13 protein-coding genes and 1 pseudogene are annotated in these 18,907 nt (G+C 38.2%); 8 read left to right on the top strand and 6 right to left on the bottom strand.

Annotated features, from left to right (window positions below; all coding sequences use genetic code 11):
* Nucleotide 1: 1 nt before the first annotated feature.
* Nucleotides 2-289: a putative quinol monooxygenase gene (locus tag MLC44_RS04650; RefSeq protein WP_151900724.1), complete on the bottom strand. Its 288-nt coding sequence runs from the start codon at nt 287-289 to the stop codon at nt 2-4.
* 262 nt (nt 290-551) lie between these two features.
* Here MLC44_RS04650 and MLC44_RS04645 point away from each other — a divergent pair, with 262 nt between their 5' ends.
* From MLC44_RS04645 to MLC44_RS04635, 3 genes are all read left to right on the top strand, one after another.
* Nucleotides 552-3,065, top strand: coding sequence for an HD domain-containing protein (locus MLC44_RS04645; protein WP_434658643.1), 2,514 nt, complete (start codon nt 552-554; stop codon nt 3,063-3,065).
* 9 nt (nt 3,066-3,074) lie between these two features.
* A complete protein-coding gene (gene glmS / locus MLC44_RS04640; RefSeq protein WP_434637923.1) occupies nt 3,075-4,889 on the top strand; it encodes a glutamine--fructose-6-phosphate transaminase (isomerizing) in 1,815 nt (604 codons plus the stop codon).
* A gap of 348 nt (nt 4,890-5,237) precedes the next feature.
* Nucleotides 5,238-7,085 carry a GGDEF domain-containing protein gene (locus MLC44_RS04635; RefSeq protein ID WP_346388523.1) on the top strand — a complete coding sequence of 616 codons (1,848 nt, stop codon included), beginning with the start codon at nt 5,238-5,240 and terminating at the stop codon, nt 7,083-7,085.
* 54 nt (nt 7,086-7,139) lie between these two features.
* Here MLC44_RS04635 and MLC44_RS04630 read toward each other — a convergent pair whose 3' ends face one another.
* Both MLC44_RS04630 and thiC read right to left on the bottom strand, forming a co-directional pair.
* Nucleotides 7,140-8,297 carry an Mrp/NBP35 family ATP-binding protein gene (locus MLC44_RS04630; RefSeq protein WP_151900727.1) on the bottom strand — a complete coding sequence of 386 codons (1,158 nt, stop codon included), beginning with the start codon at nt 8,295-8,297 and terminating at the stop codon, nt 7,140-7,142.
* A 211-nt stretch (nt 8,298-8,508) separates the two neighbouring features.
* On the bottom strand, nt 8,509-9,909 hold the full coding sequence (thiC, locus tag MLC44_RS04625; RefSeq protein WP_434658641.1) for a phosphomethylpyrimidine synthase ThiC: 1,401 nt from the start codon (nt 9,907-9,909) through the stop codon (nt 8,509-8,511).
* 218 nt (nt 9,910-10,127) lie between these two features.
* Between thiC and MLC44_RS04620 the strand changes: the two genes are divergently transcribed.
* Genes MLC44_RS04620 through MLC44_RS04605 form a run of 4 tightly spaced genes read left to right on the top strand, consistent with a single transcriptional unit; the run spans nt 10,128 to nt 13,824 of the window.
* On the top strand, nt 10,128-11,252 hold the full coding sequence (locus MLC44_RS04620; protein WP_346388520.1) for a bifunctional 2-C-methyl-D-erythritol 4-phosphate cytidylyltransferase/2-C-methyl-D-erythritol 2,4-cyclodiphosphate synthase: 1,125 nt from the start codon (nt 10,128-10,130) through the stop codon (nt 11,250-11,252).
* Nucleotide 11,253: 1 nt separating this feature from the next.
* Nucleotides 11,254-12,141, top strand: coding sequence for a response regulator (locus MLC44_RS04615; protein ID WP_151900730.1), 888 nt, complete (start codon nt 11,254-11,256; stop codon nt 12,139-12,141).
* Nucleotides 12,119-13,309 (top strand): sulfate adenylyltransferase, encoded by a 1,191-nt coding sequence (locus tag MLC44_RS04610; RefSeq protein ID WP_346388519.1) that lies wholly within the window; start codon nt 12,119-12,121, stop codon nt 13,307-13,309. The genes MLC44_RS04615 and MLC44_RS04610 overlap by 23 nt, the downstream gene beginning before the upstream one ends.
* Before the next feature lie 8 nt (nt 13,310-13,317).
* Nucleotides 13,318-13,824 (top strand): phosphatidylglycerophosphatase A family protein, encoded by a 507-nt coding sequence (locus MLC44_RS04605; RefSeq protein WP_151900732.1) that lies wholly within the window; start codon nt 13,318-13,320, stop codon nt 13,822-13,824.
* Between the two features lie 124 nt (nt 13,825-13,948).
* On the opposite strand, the gene MLC44_RS04600 is transcribed toward MLC44_RS04605, so the two are convergent.
* The 3 genes from MLC44_RS04600 to gdhA all read right to left on the bottom strand — a co-directional run bounded on the left by MLC44_RS04600 (nt 13,949) and on the right by gdhA (nt 17,337).
* Nucleotides 13,949-14,143 carry a YwbE family protein gene (locus MLC44_RS04600; RefSeq protein WP_151900733.1) on the bottom strand — a complete coding sequence of 65 codons (195 nt, stop codon included), beginning with the start codon at nt 14,141-14,143 and terminating at the stop codon, nt 13,949-13,951.
* Nucleotides 14,136-15,920 carry a mechanosensitive ion channel family protein gene (locus MLC44_RS04595; RefSeq protein WP_434581378.1) on the bottom strand — a complete coding sequence of 595 codons (1,785 nt, stop codon included), beginning with the start codon at nt 15,918-15,920 and terminating at the stop codon, nt 14,136-14,138. The genes MLC44_RS04600 and MLC44_RS04595 overlap by 8 nt, the downstream gene beginning before the upstream one ends.
* Before the next feature lie 67 nt (nt 15,921-15,987).
* On the bottom strand, nt 15,988-17,337 hold the full coding sequence (gene gdhA, locus MLC44_RS04590; protein WP_434581621.1) for an NADP-specific glutamate dehydrogenase: 1,350 nt from the start codon (nt 17,335-17,337) through the stop codon (nt 15,988-15,990).
* A gap of 181 nt (nt 17,338-17,518) precedes the next feature.
* On the opposite strand from gdhA, the pseudogene MLC44_RS04585 reads away from it, so the two are divergent.
* A pseudogene (locus MLC44_RS04585) lies at nt 17,519-18,869 on the top strand (methyl-accepting chemotaxis protein); the annotation flags it as partial.
* Nucleotides 18,870-18,907: the final 38 nt, after the last annotated feature.

Raw genomic sequence — 18,907 nt, 5'->3', positions numbered from 1 at the left:
TTTAGCCCAACACTTCTAATTCATCTGTGTATTTGTCTTCACAGTATGGCTCGTATGAAGATTTATATACTTTATAATGGGCAGAGGCTTTATGCCCGTTCAGTGCAGCTTCATTTTCCCAGGTCTCAACTGCCATAAATCTTTTTTTATCGTTTTTGTATTGAAATATTTCATAAAAAATACAGCCTTTTTCTGCCTTGCTCGGTGCTACCATTGCAGACAGCAGTTCTTTCATTTTTTCTTCACAGCCCTCTTTTGCTATGAATGTTACGCTTTTTGTAATTGTCATTTTATTTTCCCTTTTTATTTTTACTGCCGCTCTCAGCCCACCCTAAAGGATGGGTTCCATTAAGTTAAGCGGCTTTTTCGGAACCCGTACTTCAGTGCGGGCTTTGTGTCTTTCAAAACTAAGGCCTAGATTCCGAAAGAATATCGAACTTTTTTTCTTAACCTAACGGCATTGACCCTCCAAAAATAGGTTCCATTGCCGGCTGTTTTTGCTTTTTTAAATTTTAAAGATAAATTATAGCAAAAATTCAATATAATCAATTATGAATTTACTTTTAGAAATAGAAAATGTATTAGAAAAAAAAGGCTCAGACTTTGAGCTGTCCAAACTTTTTAAACAATACATAAAAGAGTATAAAGAGTCCCTGCCGGAACTTTTTACAAAAAACCAGGGCAAAGACTTCCTTGTCCGCCATACAAAAAAACTCGACTCCATCATCGAACTGATGTATAAAACTGTCCTGCGTCGAGCCTTTGGCAACTACCTGCCTATGCGCAGTTCCATACCCATAGCCATTATAGCCCTTGGAAGTTATGGCAGAGAACAGCTCTGTGTACACAGTGATATTGACCTGCTCATCGTTTACCAGGATGTTGAAGGGTACAACTCTGAACTCATTATCGAAAAACTGTTTTATCTTGCCCTTGATGCAGGGATGAAACTCGGACACAGAGTCCACGAGGTTGACGACCTCTTTAAAGCAAGCATACAGGATATAACCATTAAAACCTCTTTAATGGAATCCAGGTTTATCACAGGATCTCCCTTTACCTGGCATGCAACGCAGAGAGAACTTGGCAAAATTCGTCTGCATGAACAAAAAGAGTTTCTCCTTGCCAAAATAGAAGAAGCACAAAAAAGAAGAAAAAAATACCCGACTTCTATGCAACCAAACATAAAAGAGAGTGTTGGAGGCTTACGGGATGCCCACCTCATCTACTGGGTAGCCAAAACAATTTATGGCATTAACAGTATCAAAGAACTCAGCGGTACTGTTTTCAGTGATGAAGAATACAAAGAGTTCCGTATAGCCCTTGAACTCCTCTACAGAGTCAGAAGCGCCCTGCACCTCATAGCAAACAAACAAGAAGACAGACTGCTTCTTGAGTATATTCCTCAAGTGAGTAAACTATTAGGCTTCAAAGACCAAAAAAAACTTGCCGGTAAAGTTTTGGAAGCCGGATGGCGTATCAATAACTTCACACAGATTTTTGTAAAAAAAATGGTACGTCCGTATATCTATGATGCCAAACATATAGCATCTTTCAAACGAAACAGGCTCAAAAAAGGTTTTTATCAGTACAATGCAAGGCTTTATGCTTCCTTCAAGCTGCCTCAGCAAAAAATTTCCGATTTACTGCAACTGCTTCTTGACCTGGAAGACAAAGACTACCGTTTTGATGCCGGCTTTTTGCATCAGTTTACTGTTGCAAAAGTTTCCCATCCACTGAGTGAAAAAACCTATTTTCTCATAAAAAAACTCTTTACAAAAGCCCATATAGCTTCCTTTTTAAAACTTTTTTATGATGCGGGAATCCTTCCAAAAATTTTTCCGAATTTTCGAAAAGTCATGCATCTGCCACAGTTTGACGGCTACCATCACTACCCTGTTGATATTCATTCCATCAAATGTGTCCAAGCCCTGGAAAACATTACAGAGCCTTTTTTGCAAAATCTTTTTGATACACTGAGCGAAGAAGAAAAACTGATTCTCAAAATTGTCGTATTTTTCCATGACAGCGGCAAGGGAAGAAGACAGGATCACAGTGAAGTCGGCGCAAAACTTGTTGTGCAGTTTGCAAAACATATTCATTTAAATGAAGAGCAGACAAAAAGAGCGGTCACTCTTGTTCGGCAGCATATTCTTATGAGCAGTGTAGCCTTCAAAGAAAACATACACAATGAAAAAACACTCTATAAATTTATGTCAAAAGTGGGCGATGCCAAAAACCTTCAACTGCTTTACATCCTCACCTATGCCGATATCAGCGGTGTCGGCGGAGATATCTACAACGCTTTTAATGCAAAACTTTTACATGATTTGTATTTAAGTGCTCTTGAGATTGCCCAAAACACTGGAAGAATTACCGATGCAAAAAAAAGACTGCTCATAGAAGCAAGAGTCAGAAATCTTGACGAGTTTAAAGAACTGCCGAGTCTGTTGCAGAAAAAAGTTTTAACAATAGAATCCAATCTTTTTTTCTTTAAACATGCACCCCAGGACATTATCAGTATTGCCAAAATTGCAAAAGAGACAAAAGAGTACAGTTTTCGAGTCAAAAACATCAACTCTTTGAGTATAGAAATTTATCGTCGTATCCCTTTAAATATCGGTTATCTTCTAGCTACCCTGGCACATCTCAATGTTGCTTCGATGGAGATTTTCACTCTCTTTGACGACATTAAATATTTTAAAATCGAGTTTATACAAAATGTAGACTCTAATGTACTCGTTGAAATTCAAGACACCATTGACAATGCTTTTGACATGAGTAAAGAGGTCAAACTCAAAAAAATTCACATTAAAAGAGAAGAGATTGCCATTGACTGTGAACACTCAATGACGCATGCCGAACTGACAATTCATACGGCAAACCAGATAGGGCTTTTGGCCTATGTCATGCACAAGTTTGAAGAGCTGCATATCAATATCATCACAGCAAAAATCCACTCAAGCAAATACAAAGTCCGAGACAGTTTTTTAATGGAAAAACAAAATAATATATGTAATAATGTTGAAAAAATCTATGAATTATTATCAGAAAATACAAAATAAAGGGTCTGCATGTGCGGAATTGTCGGATATATAGGAAACAAAAATACAAAAGAAATTTTATTAAACGGTTTGAAAGAGCTCGAATACAGAGGTTATGATTCTGCCGGGATTGCAGTGTTGAGTAATGGAGAATTTTCCAATTTCAAATCCGTAGGCAAACTTGTCAACCTTGAAGAAAAAACAAAAGATTTTGTGACCGACAAATTTGCAGTCGGTATCGGACATACCCGCTGGGCAACACACGGCAAACCAACAGAACTCAACGCCCATCCCCATACCGGAATACACTCTTATGTCGTGCATAACGGCATTATAGAAAACTATGCGGAGTTAAAAAAAGAACTCCTCAAAGAAGGTAGCATTTTTTTAAGCCAGACAGATACCGAAGTGATTGTACATCAATTTGAAAAAAACCTGAAAAATACCAAAAATGCTTTTGAAGCCTTTGAAAAAACAATTTTTGAACTCAAAGGGGCCTATGCGATTCTTTTAGTCACGAAAGAAGAAAAAAATAAAATATTTTTTGCAAAAAACGGTTCTCCCATGCTTGTAGGCATCAACGAAGCAAATGAAAAATATTTTGCATCCTCGGACACACCGCTTATCGGACAGTGTGGTGAAGTCAATTACTTTGAAGACGGTGATTACGGCTATGCAACACATGATGAGCTTGTTATTTTTGACAAGAACCGTGAAAAAAAAGAACCTCATTTCATACAGCTTACAAACAACAAACTCTCCGCACAAAAAGAGGGATACCGTTTTTTTATGGAAAAGGAGATATATGAACAGAGTTCTGTTGTTGCCGATACGCTTTTAGGACGTTTGAGTGATGATGCAATCATTTTTGATGAACTGGGAAAGGATTTTTTCGAAGGTATCAACGAGATAAAACTATGTGCCTGCGGTACTTCATACCATTCGGCCCTGACAGCCTCCTACCTGTTTGAACGCTATGCAAAAATAAAAACTTCTGTTGAAGTTGCTTCAGAGTTTCGCTACCGTTCACCTCTCATGAGTGAAGATACACTCTTTGTTGTTATATCACAAAGCGGTGAGACTGCAGATACACTTGAGACACTCAAAATGGCCAAAAAAGCAGGATTAAAAACGCTTGTTATATGTAATGTTGACAACTCTTCCATGGTCCGCATTGCCGACAAAACGATACTCACGCGGGCAGGCATTGAAAAAGGAGTGGCTTCGACAAAAGCCTTTGCAACTCAGGTCACGGTTTTTTGGATGCTTGCTTTACATGTAGCACAAAGCAAAAAAACACTCACCAAAGCTGCAATAGCACAACATATACACCATCTGCGCAGCATTCCTGCAAGTGTAAAAGTCAGTGATACCCTGCATGAACGCATCAAACGGTTGTCAAAACGCTACTTGCACGGACACGGTTTTTTCTTTATCGGCAGGGATGTCTTTTTTCCATTGGCCCTTGAGGGTGCTTTAAAACTCAAAGAGATCTCTTATCTGCATGCCGAAGGATATCCAAGCGGAGAGATGAAGCACGGACCTATTGCTCTGGCCGATCCGGAGCTCTTCACCATTGCCCTGCTTCCGCAGCATATGCTTTATGAAAAATCAAAAAGCAATGCTGAGGAGCTGAGTGCAAGAGATTCTACTATCTGTGCCATCAGTCCTTTGGAATTTGACAAGGCGGATGACTTCATCCAGACAAAAAAACATGAACACTATATGCTGGAGTTTTTTGAAATGATGGTTGTTTTACAACTCTTATCCTTAGAAATTTCGATTCGTCTTGGAAATGATGTTGATATGCCAAGAAACCTTGCAAAAAGTGTTACGGTAGAATAGATATTTCTTGAAATCGGTACTTTCTCTGCCTGCAAGCCCGCACTGAAGTACGGGTTCCGAAAAATAGTGACTCCCGGAATCGGTACTTCAGTGCCGACTCTTTGAACTTTTTTGCCACGCTTGCCCACCCTAAAGGATGGGTTCCGAAAAATAGTAACTCCTCGGAATCGGTACTTCAGTGCCGACTGTTGTTACTTTTTTGCCACTCTCAGCCCGCTCTGCATTGGTTCTTCAAAACCTCTGTTTTATCACTAAAATGTAACTTATAGACAAAAATAACATTTTTCACTTTAAATTAATTTGTTTCTGGCTAATATATTAAAAACAATCCTATTATAAGTGAACACTATGCAAACAAAATCAAAACTCCTACTCTTTGTCGCTTTAATGCTTTTGGGTCTTGGCCTGGCCACTATCGTAAATGTCTCTTTAAATTTCAGGGAATACAGTATAAAAGATGCCACACAAAAAGCTACAATGGCTGCAGCTATCGTCAAAGACGGGTTGACAGCACATATGGTCAACGGTATTATGGACAAAAGAAGTTATTTCCTCAACCAAATCAGCTCCAACAATGATAAAATAAAAAACTTGTGGATTGTCCGATCTGATAAAGTCATCAAACAATACGGAAAAGGCTTTAACAGTGAAACAGTAAGAGATGCGATTGATGAAGAAGTTTTAAAAACAGGAAAGATGGTTCAAAAAATTTCAGAATCGACTGAAAACTCTATGCTTAGAATTACTATTCCCTATAAAGCCACAGTTGCAAACGGTCCAAACTGTCTCTCCTGTCACAATGTTCAGCGAGGAGATACACTCGGAGCCATCAGTATGGAGTTTGACATTACAGATATGCGTAATGCAGGGATGTTTACCATTTTGAAAATACTTGGAATAAATCTTCTTTTCATTGTCATTGTATTACTGCTGATCAACCATTATGTAACACCCTATATGGAGCTTTTCTCCAATATGCAAAAAGGAATAAGAAAAGCCTACAAGGGAGACTTTTCCTATGAATTTACCACAAAAGTGAAAGGTGATGCCAAAAACATTGTCGATCAGCTTAATACGCTCTTTAGAAAAATGCAAGAGACCTTTGGCGACATAAAATACAACCTTGCAACATTTATTCCCCAGGGATGTGTCTCTTCAAGTGATCCTCTTCAAGAGGCAAAAACCATCATCGGAGAACTCTCAGATATATATAAATTTAAAAAGACGATTGAACATGATCTTACAAAAGAGATAGTCTATCAAAGAATTGTAGATGTACTGAGTAATAAATATGAGCTTTCGCATTTTGCATTTTATGAAATAGATACACTCAAGGCTGCAAGAAAGCTTATTTACATCTCCAACGGCAAAAGTGTCTGCAATGACAAAGTGGACGAAGATGCATCATTATGCAGAGCACACAGAACAAATACGGCAGTAATCTCAAGTGAATTTGTCAATTTATGCCGAGAATGCAGTTGTGAAGGATTGGAGTATATATGTATTCCTTTTACCATTAATGATGAAAACTCCCTTGTCATTTCTATTACAACCAAAGAAAAAAATGAATTAAACAGAGTCAATAGTTTTATTAAAAGTATTGAAAACTATCTTGAAGCGGCTAAACCGGTTATAGAGAGTAAAATTTTAATGTCCAAACTCCGTGACACCTCTCTCAGAGACGCAATGACAGGACTTTATAACAGAAGATTTCTCGAAGAGTTTATAGACACTTTTGCAAATCAGGCAAAACGGGACAATACAACATACAGTGTTTTAATGCTTGATGTTGATTTCTTTAAAAAAGTCAATGACACCTACGGGCATGATGTAGGAGACAAAGTCATTGCCAAAATAGGAGAAGTACTCCGCAGCAGTATCAGAGAATCAGACCTGGCTATTCGATACGGCGGAGAAGAGTTTGTTGTCCTGCTGCACAATGCCACAGATGAAGGAACAAAAATGATCGCTTCAAAAATTCACTCTGAATTTTCAAAACTTGTTTTTGATGTCGGCAACGGAAAAACCATACAAAAAACCATGAGTATAGGTATATCCAAGTTTCCCAAAGACGGTGATACTATTTGGAAATGTATCAAATACGCAGATACTGCTTTGTATGTGGCAAAAACGACAGGAAGAAATAAAATTGTTGAGTATAAACCGGAGATGTCAGAGGATGAGCACTTACGATAAACAGATATAGAGGAAGCTTAAGCAACGCAAAAAGCGTTGCTTGTTTATAAGTTTTTAGCTACAGCCGCATCCGCCGCCGCTTTGCTCTTTAGGTGCAGAAGCAGCACCTGTTGAACATGCACTTACACCCGGTGGTGTTGTCGGCTGAACAGACTGATTGTCCACTCCGCCGTTTGCATTGATCTCTTCAATTGTACTCCAGATAGATTCAGCAGCTTTCATATAACGTTTTGCTGTTTCTGATGACGGGTCTGCAAAAATAATTGGTTTTCCTTCATCTCCACCGGTACGGATAGCCGGCTCAATTGGGATTTCGGCAATTATTTTCGTATCAAACTCATCCGCCATTGGCTGAGATGTGCCTTTTCCAAAAATATCATACTCAACACCGGTATCAGGTGCAATAAATCCGCTCATATTTTCAACAATTCCGGCTATAGGAATGTTTAATTTTCTAAACATATCAAGTGAACGGCGTGAATCATCAAGTGAAACAGACTGTGGTGTTGTTACAGTCAGACCCGCAGTTACAGGCACAGCCTGTGCAAGTGAAAGCTGTGCATCACCAGTTCCCGGCGGCATATCAATCACTAAAACATCCAGTTCTGACCATAAAATATCACGCAAGAACTGCTCTATCGCTTTCATAATCATAGCACCACGCCAGATTAACGACTGCCCTTCTTCCATGAGTGAGCCCATAGACATAACTTCAATACCGTATGCTTTCATCGGAAGCACTTTATTTCCGGTTACTTCCGGTTTTTGATCAGAAATACCTAACATACGAGGGATATTCGGACCATAAATGTCAGCATCCAAAAGACCTACTTTTTTGCCTTGTTGCGCAAGTGCAATTGCAATATTTACAGCAGTAGTTGATTTTCCGACACCGCCTTTACCTGAACTCACCATCAAAAAGTTTTTGATTTGCGGTGCGATGTTTTTGCCTTGAGACGAACTTTCTTTTGGCATTTGCGGTGCTTTTATATTTACAGTAACATTTTCTGCCCCTGCTGATTTTAAAGCTTCTGTAGCTTCATCTTTAATTTGTTGTGCTACTTCCGGAGCTGATGATGTAATTTCAACAGTGAAACTTACATCATTTCCGTTTATTGCTATATCTTTTACAAAACCAAATGTTACGATATCTTTGGTAAATCCTGGATACATAACTTTTGAGAGTGCCGATTTTACAATTTCTTCAGTCATTCGTTTTCCTTTAATTTATTTAATTTTTTTGCCATTCTCAGCCCGCACTAAAGTGCGGGTTCCCAAAGAGTCGCTTAACTTATTGGCATTGACCCTAAAGGATAGTTCCGACTATTTAAACTTTTTGACAATTTTTGCTTTAAAAGTGTACTATATCTAAATAAGATAAATATTGTCTTGTTTAAAATCAATTTCTTTATTAAGCCAGACTTTAAACTAAAGCTTCTGCTTCAGCCTCTGCCGCTTCTTTATCTTTGTTGTCTTGAATAATTCTTTCTATTCCTTCAGGGTTGTCCATAATTTCCTGTGTAATTTTGTATGAACAAAATTTAGGCCCGCACATAGAACAGAATTCTGCTTCTTTAAATACATCCTGAGGCAGTGTTTCATCATGGTATTCGCGAGCGCGTTCGCTGTCAAGTGCCAATTCAAACTGTTTTTCCCAGTCAAATGTATAACGTGCATCGCTCATAGCATCATCAATATCACGGGCACCTTTACGGCCACGGGCGATATCAGCAGCATGTGCCGCAATTTTATAAGCGATAATTCCCTCGCGGACATCATCGGCATTTGGAAGACCAAGGTGCTCTTTTGGTGTTACATAACAAAGCATGCTCGCACCGTGCCATCCGCCGACAGCCGCACCGATTGCAGAAGAGATATGATCATATCCTGCTGCAATATCAGTGACCAACGGACCTAAGATATAAAAAGGTGCTTCGTGGCAGAGTTCTCTTTGTATCTTCATGTTACGCTCAATCTGGTTGATTGGAACATGTCCCGGACCTTCAATCATAACCTGTACATCTTTTTCCCAGGCACGAAGCGTTAAATCTCCAAGCACTTTGAGTTCACCAAGCTGTGCTTCATCAGACGCATCTGCCAGACAACCGGGACGAAGAGAGTCTCCTAATGAAAGAGAAACATCATACTTTGCGCAGATATCCAAAATATCATCAAATGCCGTATAAAAAGGGTTTTCTCTGTGATAATGCATCATCCAGGCAGCCATTAAAGATCCCCCGCGAGAGACAATACCCATTTTACGCTTTGCAACTTTAGGCATAGTCTCAAGCAGGAAACCCGCATGAATTGTAAAGTAAGAAACCCCTTGTTTTGCCTGACGTTCCAGCACTTCAAGCATAACCTCTATAGTCAAATCTTCGATTTTATTCCCGACATCATGCAAAATCTGATAAATAGGCACTGTTCCGATAGGAATCTTTGAAGAAGCAATAACAGCTTTTCTGATTTCATCCAGGTCGCCGCCGGTTGAGAGATCCATTGCTGTATCTGCCTTATAGTGTTGAGAGACCTCCATCTTTTCTACTTCACCCTGTACATCAGAGGCAATGGCAGAAGAACCGATATTTGCATTTATTTTACATTTACTTGCAATTCCGATAGCCATTGGTTCCAATGAAGTATGATTTATATTTGCCGGTATAATCAGTCTACCGCGTGCTATCTCGCTACGAACCAGTTCAGGAGACAAATCTTCTACTTTTGCAACATACTCCATTTCTTGTGTGATGATGCCTTTCTTTGCGTAGTGCATCTGTGTTCTTACAGAATCACCCTCTCGCTCTTTTACCCATGAAGATCTCATAAGTTACTCCTCAATATTATATTTTCATTCTTTATATATGATGGAAATATAATCAAATAAAGTTAATCTAACATAAAGTGAAACAATTGATGAGATTATTTATGTAAGTGCTTAGTCAAAAAATGTGAACATAAAAATGACAAATTTACACATTCAAGATAAAAAAAAGCTTTCTATGTGTATAATTTCGTAACACTTTTATATATGTAGGAGACTATTTGTCTGATTTAACGCTTGTACTATTGTCAGCCGGTAGTTCTAGTCGCTTTGACACCTCTGTAAAAAAACAGTGGTTGCGGATACAGCACAAACCTTTATGGCAGTTTGTAGCAGACAGGTTTGCTCACAGCGGGCTTTTTTCAAAAATTATTATTGTTTCATCCGAAGAAGATATTGCCTTTATGCAAAACTATGCCGATTACTCTTTTGTAAAAGGAGGCAGTTCCAGACAAGACTCTTTGCAAAATGCCTTACTACATGTAAAGAGTGAATATGTTCTTGTCAGTGATATAGCAAGAGCCTGTATCAGCGAAGATTTGCTTCAAAGAATACTTGCGCAAAAAGAAGAAGCTGACTGTATCGTTCCTTTTTTACCCGTAACAGACACCATAGTATATGAAAATACGACAATAGACAGAGACAAAGTCAAAAAAATCCAAACACCCCAACTCTCCCGCACTAAAATACTTCAAAAAGCCCTGCAGACACCTACTGAATTTACAGATGAGAGCAGTGCCATTGTTGCCTACGGAGGAACCCGCACCTTTGTTGCAGGGGATGAAGATGCCTGCAAGATAACTTTTACCCATGATTTAAACAGGCTTCCATGCCTCGAAGCACCATCAAGTGACATTTTAAGCGGCAACGGTTTTGATGTCCATGCTTTTGACGAAAAAGGAAAAATGTTTCTTGGTGGTGTAGAGATAGATGCTGATTACGGATTTAAAGCCCACAGTGACGGAGACGTTGCTCTGCACGCACTTATAGACGCCCTTTTAGGGGCTGCAGGCATGGGTGATATAGGCATGCTTTTTCCGGACAACAACAGTGCCTACAAAGGTATAGATTCAAAAGAACTGTTACGGACAGTCGTGACAAAAATCTATAACTACGGTTTTGAAATTGTCAATGCAGACATTACAATAGCCGCACAAAAACCAAGACTTGCAAACTATAAAGATGCAATGAGAAAAACTATTGCAGAAATACTCAAAATCGACAAAGCAAGAGTCAATGTCAAAGCAACAACCACAGAGAAACTTGGTTTTATAGGCAGAAGTGAAGGTGTTGGAGTCATTGCCAATGCAAATTTAAAATATTTTAACTGGAAGATAATAGGATAACATGAAGATATTAATTATAGAAAATGAAGTGTATTTAGCCCAGAGTATTGCAACAAAACTAGGTGAACTTGGTCACACATGTGAAATGTGTACATCCACCAGAGATGCCATCGGGAGCAACAACTATGATGTTGTTTTACTCTCGACAAACATCAACGGACAGGATTTTAACCCGCTTATAGAAACATTTAAGAACTCTATCGTTATTTTAATGGTTTCCTACATTAGCAATGACACGGTTTCAAAACCACTGAGTGCCGGGGCAAAGGACTATATCCTCAAACCTTTCATGATTGAAGAGCTTGTACGGAAAATTGACCATTATCAGGATTATGAAAAACTCAAAAAACGCACTGAAGCCTATGAAAAATATCTTGCACACACATTTTCCAATACAAAACATGAACAGAATTTGGATGAAATTGAGTTGCCGCTTTTCGTATCATCCAATTTTCAAAAATATGCGGATGCATTCGCCTTTGAATATGCCCAAAAGAAAAATCTTCCCATACATTTTTTATCATTAAGTGATTCAAAAGCATTAAATGAGATAGCTTCGCTGCCACAAAATTCAATTATATATATCATTGATTATCAGGCACTCAAAAAAAGTGATAAAAAACGTTTTTGTGACCTGATACAGGGGAAAAAAGCCATTATCGCCAGCAGCGATAAAATTGAGGAAGTCGCCTACCCTGTTATAGAGATAAAAAGTGACAGCAATGTTTTTGACAAAGGAGAAATCCTGCCAATAGAAGATTATGTCAAATTTATTGTTTTAAACTATCAAGACAAATATCCGGATACAGAATTGTCAAAAAAACTTGGGATAAGCCGCAAGAGTTTATGGGAAAAAAGAAAAAAATATGACATCATCAAGAAAAAATAAAACAATTTATATAGACAAAGAGGCTGCTTCTGTTCTTGAACTCGTTGCAGAAGGCCTTTTGGCCCCTGTAACAAAACTTATGAATGAACAGGAATCCAAGGAAGTCCTGCAAACCGGTCTTGTAAACGGTCAGTCTTTCCCCTTCCCTTTCATATTGGCTCCTTCGGGCAAAAAAAATGAAAAAATCATTCCTACCTTGGAGCCGGGCGAAGAAGTTACTATTATCTGCAATGGTAAAGAGTTTGCTGTGCTGTGTGTCGAAGAAACTTTTCAAATTAATCCCAAGGAACGGGTAAAGCATATTTACGGCACTGATGACCTCACCCATCCGGGTGTCATGGCCACCATTAAAAGAATAGGCACCTGGGCACTTAGCGGAAACTATACCATTCTCAGTAAAACAAAACACAAAAACAAAATAAAAATTCAAAAAGCAAAAGAACTCATAGGAGCAAAACACACCTCCTCTTTGATGATGGGAGTCAACCCGCTTCACCGTGCCCATGAAAGGCTGATTCGCCAAACACTTGAAAGTACCGATCTGCTTGTTATATTTTTACTCAAACCTTATGACAATGCAAATTTAAAGTATGAAGTACGAAAAGAAGCATTAGAGTATTTTATCAATAATTTTCTTCCTAAAAACCGGGTAATTATTATTCCTCTTGAAAACAGCTATATCTTTGCAGGCTACAATGAAATTATTGTCGATGCAATTGTCGCAAAAAACTATGGCTGCGACAGACTGACCATTGGCCGTAATCATGCCGGTTTGGGCATGTTTTATGACTGTAATTCAAACAAATCGATCATAGACAAAGTTACAGGCATAGATATCGAGATTACCGTTGCAAGTGAGTATGTGTACTGTGATGAGTGCAAAACGCTTGTGAGCAAAAATACCTGTCCTCACGGACAGCATCATCAGATCTCTTACCATGCGGACTCAATTTTGGCACTTTTGGAGGCAGGACTTTTACCTCCTGCTGTTCTTATACGGAAAGAAATTTCATCATTTTTACTTTCTAAACTCTTTCCGAACAGGTTTAAAAATCTTGAAAAACTCTATTATGACACTTTTCCGGTAAAAGGTTTGCTTGAAGAACATACAGAAAAAGATTTTTATCTTGAGTTAATGAAACTCTATCAAACAACATCACTGACATAAGGAAAACAATGAACTGGTTTTTTCTCACTTTAGGCTACAGCGGACTCTCTCCTAAAGCTCCCGGAACTATGGGAACACTGGCTTCACTGCCGCTTGGTATGGCAATACTTGTCTACTTTGATGCAACTACACTTTTTTTGGCGGCACTGCTTATTTCGATTATAGCCATTAAAGTTATTAACAAATATGAAGATGAAACAGGCAATCATGATGACCAAAGAATAGTGATAGATGAACTTGCCGGGATGTGGTTTGCACTCAGTGTTGCACCCGCTGTCGGTGTTGCAAGCACTGAGATAACGGATCTTCAAAATGGGTTTTTGGTGCAGGCACTTCTCTCTTTTGTTCTTTTTCGATATTTTGATATAACAAAACCCTCTATTATAGGGAGAATAGACCGTGAAGCAAAAGGCGGCGTCGGCGTGATGGGAGATGATATTATTGCAGGTTTTGCGGCCGGAATCTCCTCAGCTGCGCTTTGGCAGGGATGGCTCTACATCAGTAAAATGATATAAAACATCCCCCGTCAATGCCATTAAGTTAAGCAAATCAATACTTTCTCGGAACCGGTACTTCAGTGCCGGCTGTTACAATAGTCTTGCCACTCTCAGCCCGGACTAAAGTCCGTGTTTCGAAAAATCAATATATCTCCTTTACCCGTCCTACTTCGCCACTCATCAAACGGACTTTAATACCGTGAGGGTGTGTTGCAGATTTTGTAAGAATATCTCTGACAATCCCGTCTGTTAAATAGCCGCTTTCCTGATCCTGCTTTAAAACAATGGCAACAGAAGCACCCTGTTTGATATCTGCTCTTTTCGTACCCTTATTCATGTTCATCCTTTGTTTCATTATAAATTGAGAGAGACGGAAAGGCAAATTCTAAAGAGTTTCTTTCAAAAATTATCATTATTTTTTCCATAACATCCTGCTTCGTCTTCAGCCACTCTTCCCACTCCACTGATTTTGAAAAACAGTATACAAGTATGTTAATGCTTGAATCTGCAAACTCGTCAAGATACACAAGCAGTGTCTTTTTGACACCTTCAAGATCATCTTTAGAAACAAGTTTTGCTATATGTCCATACTCAATCTCATGCTCATATTTTGTATTTTTTGTTGCAATTTTCGGATGATTTTGCAGCATTTCTCTGATTTCTTTGATGGCATTTTTAATATCTTCCTGTTTGGAGTCATATTTTACACCCAGTTTCATCTTTATTCTGCGTCCAAGTTTTCTTTTGTTCCAGTTTTTTATATCTTTGGATGCAAAGGTGCCGTTTGGAATGGCAATAAGAGCATTATCAAAGGTTCTTAGTGTTGTCACACGCAAACCGATTTCAACAACAACACCCTCTTTGCCGTCAACTTCTATCCAGTCGCCTTGTGAAAATACATCGCTGAAAAGGACAGAGAGTGTTCCAAAAAAGTTTGAAATTGTATCTTTTGCTGCAAAAGCAACCGCAAAACCACCAATTCCAAGACCAGAAAGTACAGCGGTCAAGTCAACACCGGCAAAATACAGAACAATCAGCAAACCGATAATAACAATAAAGAAATTGATAATTTTCAATCCGACATTAATCAGTTCGCTTTTTATATTTGATTTTTCTTTTTCAAAAGTATTGAGCTTGATAATGGCTGCCGTATTGACAATAATATAAATAATATATGTAAAATAAAAGCCGTATATCATGTTAAATATACGACTTACTTCCTCTATGGAGCTGAAATTATTGTAAACATATATGACCATGTTTACATTAATAATCAGGATGAGGATCTCTATACTTTTACGCAGTTTCTCAAGAATCTGTTCAGAGTATCTGCTTAAAAAGTCTATTTGAAGAAACAGTTTTTGCAATGCGATATAAAAAACTTTTCTTAAAACATAAATTACCAAAATCAGCAAAAAGATAATAATAAGCTTCACAACACTCAGTCCGTACGACTCTAAAAACCCATCTACAGCTTTCACCACCGTAAAGGAGTTAATAAAAACAACAGGCTTGATTATATGGTATTTGACATATTTGTTCAGTCGGTAGAGTTTATTCTCTGCTTTGTATAAAAAGGCTATAAAATCACTGTTTATCTCCTGCAGCGCATAGTATTCCTCTATATTTTTTTTTGCCGCTTTTAAGATGGGAGAAGGATCTTTGAGTGCCAAAATATGTTTATAGTCTTTTGCTGTAATTTTACTCAGGGCTTCTTGATTCTGTGCCGTATAAACATTTAATTTTTCTTCAAAATCCTGAATATTCGGTACATCCAACGACAAAAGTACATTTTTAATCAATATGTTCTGATTTTTGACAATTTCATACGACTTCAACTGTGCCTCATCTCTGATTACGGCATATCCGTTACCCAGCCGTCTGTTAATCGCAATGATTTTTTTCAGTGAAAATATTTCCTTGCTGAAATCCTGCACATTCTCAATATACTGCTGTTTGTTTGAGATGATAGTATTGAGTTCCTGATCATACATGTACTCCTGTTTTTGCAGTAAATTTTCTATCTGCTCCTGGGAGAGATTTGCATCATTCATCTGATACACCAGCTGTAACTGTGCATCTATAAACTCTGAGTATTTTACCTTTGCACTCAATGTGCCGGCAAATATAAAAACAAAAGCCAGTAAAATTAATTGAACTTTTTTAATTGGAAATCCTTTATTATATACCTTCAGCTATCATAGCATCAGCTACTTTTTTAAATCCTGCAATATTTGCACCATCAACATAATTCCCCTCTACGCCATAGTCTTTTGCCGTAAGCGCCACCCGTTTACAGATCATCTGCATCGTCTCTTTTAATTTAAAATCTACCTTTTCATAACTCCATTTACTCATAGAAGCATTTTGACTCATCTCAAATTCACTCACAGCCACACCCCCTGCATTGGCCGCTTTAGCCGGTGCAAAGCATACTTTATGCGATTGCAGCAAAGCAATAGCATTTGGAGTCGATGGCATATTTGCACCCTCAGAAACACTCACACAGCCGTTTTCTATAAGATTTTGCGCATCCGCTTCAAAGAGTTCGTTTTGCGTAGCGCACGGAAAGGCCGCATAACACGGAATATTCCAAACAGCATGCTCCCCTTCAGGGTACTCTGATACAGGCGTATATTTTGCCTCTGTATGTGTCTGTACATACATTTCCAAAGAATTGCTTCGATTCAGTTTTAACTCTTTTACCAGAGCCAGGTCAATCCCTCTTGGATCATACACTGTCCCGTGAGAATCCGAACATGTCACTACAACAGCACCAATCTCCTGCAGCTTTTCGATTACATGTAAAGCAACATTTCCCGCACCGCTGACTGTGCATATTTTCCCCTCAAGCGGTTCTTTGTTTTCAATTTCAAGCATACTCTGTGTAAAATAGACCACCCCGTAGCCTGTTGCTTCGGGACGCATTAAAGAACCTCCGAAAAAATAGGGTTTTCCGGTCAAAGCACCTTCGTATGAAGATGTAATCTTTTTATACTCTCCAAAGAGATAGCCGATTTCCCGGGCACCGACTCCAATGTCACCGGCAGGGACATCTATGCGCGGCCCGATATATTTATGCAACTCTGTCATAAAGGCTGTACAAAACTTCATAACTTCAAAGTCACTTTTTCCTTTTGGATCAAAATCACTCCCCCCTTTGGCACCACCTATAGGTAAACCCGTCAGTGAGTTTTTCAAAATCTGCTCAAAACCCAAAAACTTCAAAATCCCTTCATTCACACTCGGATGAAAACGGAGTCCTCCTTTATAAGGTCCGAGTGCGTTGTTAAACTGTACTCTGTATCCTGTATTTACCTGTATTTGATTATTGTCATCCAGCCAGGTCACTTTAAACTTTATAATCCTGTCAGGAACGACCAATCTGTCTAAAATTCCGAATCTGCTGTATCTCTCATCAGACTCAAGCAACGGGGCAATCGAGTAAATCACCTCCTCCATCGCCTGGTAAAATACATTGTTTTCAGCACAGTTACCATGCTCAAATTTTTTAATTTCTTTCTCTGCTATCGACAAAAAGAATCCTTTATAAACTACTATTGTGAAGGAATTGTAGCACAAGCTGGAAAAAAAGTAAAAACTATTGAAAAAAGTCACAAATTTATCATAAAAGCCCTTGCTTTAAGTCAGTCATAATATATAACATATTATTATGTGACAATCTTGTGATTTACTTATAAGGAACATATTCATGTTTAGAAACAAAAGCATAAAAGAACTGATGTGGCTATTAACAATAGTTATTGTTGTATCTCTCGTCGGTGCAGCCGGATTTACATATTATGCGCTTAACAGCATAGAAAAAGAGTTCAATGAGATAAAAGAGAGTTCCATTGACACATCTCTGACTATCTATGATATAGAAAAAAGAATGAACTATATCAGCAGAAATGACAGAGATGTTATGCTCGGCGGTGATATTGAAAAAGACAAAAGAGAGCTCAGAGAAAATATCAGTGCAATTGCAGAAAATTTCAAAAAACTTGAAAAAGTTTCCAAAAACAGTTCCAACGAAGCACTTCTGAAAAAGGCAAAATATTCAACGCTGAAATTTATCAATGAAGCCTACAAATATATAGATTCTTTAAGCACTGATGATATTAAAAACAACAAAGAAGGCATTTACCACGTATATCATCAAAAGCTTTCACCTTTGGCTGTTGAGTCACGAAAATATTTTAAAACATTTGTAAAAAACAAAAAAGAACAATTTATAAAAGATATGAAGGCCATGAGAAGCGCCATAACATTTTACAAATTATTTGTACTTGGTTCAAGTCTCCTTATTATCATTATATTATTTTTGCTCACTACAAAAATCAGAACTTCCATAGTTTCGGGTATCAACAGATTCAGATGTCTGATAGAGACTGCTTCCAATGGTGATTTCAGCAAAAAGAATGAAATCAGAACACAGGGAGACACCGAACTTGATGCTATGGGCAAAGCACTCAAAATCCTTATAGAACACACTGAAAATATGATTCATGAAGTAAATACTGCTATAACAAATGCCTCCCAGGGTGACTTTTCCAAACCTATCTCTACTGAAGGAATGCACGGAGAGTTCCTGGTTGCTATCAGAAATGTCAGTAAAAGTATAGATTTTATGCGTGAACAGTATCAAAAAGCACAAAGAGACTCTTTTAACTCAAAACTGAGTGTAAAAAGCGTCAATGTATCCGAATCTCTTACCGTTATTCAATCTGATTTAAAAACAAATATAGAAAAAATCAAAGAAGTAACACATGCTACAGATTCTGCTGCAAAACTTGCAAATGACTCTCGGGCAAATATCAACACTGTTGTCAATGGGCTGCATGAACTCAATGAACAGGTAGGTACAAACCATTCAAATATAGACGAACTTGCTTCACAAACAAATAATATTACATCAGTTATCGAGCTTATTACCGATATTGCCGATCAGACAAATCTTTTAGCTCTTAATGCTGCCATAGAAGCAGCCCGTGCAGGTGAACATGGTCGAGGATTCGCAGTTGTAGCAGATGAAGTCAGAAAACTTGCAGAACGTACGCACAAGGCTACAAGCGAAATTTCATCTCTATAAAATCACTCC

The organism is Sulfurimonas sp. NW9 (assembly GCF_051132275.1).
In the GTDB taxonomy this organism is placed as follows: domain Bacteria; phylum Campylobacterota; class Campylobacteria; order Campylobacterales; family Sulfurimonadaceae; genus Sulfurimonas; species Sulfurimonas hydrogeniphila.
Note: the sequence above shows the minus strand (reverse complement) of the source record. Positions and strands in the feature narration are given on the sequence as shown.

Excerpts from the sequence above, each read along its gene's own strand:
- MLC44_RS04650 (WP_151900724.1), bottom strand. The coding sequence starts at position 289 with ATGACAATTACAAAAAGCGTAACATTCATAGCAAAAGAGGGCTGTGAA.
- MLC44_RS04645 (WP_434658643.1), top strand. The coding sequence starts at position 552 with ATGAATTTACTTTTAGAAATAGAAAATGTATTAGAAAAAAAAGGCTCA.
- glmS (WP_434637923.1), top strand. The coding sequence starts at position 3,075 with ATGTGCGGAATTGTCGGATATATAGGAAACAAAAATACAAAAGAAATT.
- MLC44_RS04635 (WP_346388523.1), top strand. The coding sequence starts at position 5,238 with ATGCAAACAAAATCAAAACTCCTACTCTTTGTCGCTTTAATGCTTTTG.
- MLC44_RS04630 (WP_151900727.1), bottom strand. The coding sequence starts at position 8,297 with ATGACTGAAGAAATTGTAAAATCGGCACTCTCAAAAGTTATGTATCCA.
- thiC (WP_434658641.1), bottom strand. The coding sequence starts at position 9,909 with ATGAGATCTTCATGGGTAAAAGAGCGAGAGGGTGATTCTGTAAGAACA.
- MLC44_RS04615 (WP_151900730.1), top strand. The coding sequence starts at position 11,254 with ATGAAGATATTAATTATAGAAAATGAAGTGTATTTAGCCCAGAGTATT.
- MLC44_RS04610 (WP_346388519.1), top strand. The coding sequence starts at position 12,119 with ATGACATCATCAAGAAAAAATAAAACAATTTATATAGACAAAGAGGCT.
- MLC44_RS04605 (WP_151900732.1), top strand. The coding sequence starts at position 13,318 with ATGAACTGGTTTTTTCTCACTTTAGGCTACAGCGGACTCTCTCCTAAA.
- MLC44_RS04600 (WP_151900733.1), bottom strand. The coding sequence starts at position 14,143 with ATGAATAAGGGTACGAAAAGAGCAGATATCAAACAGGGTGCTTCTGTT.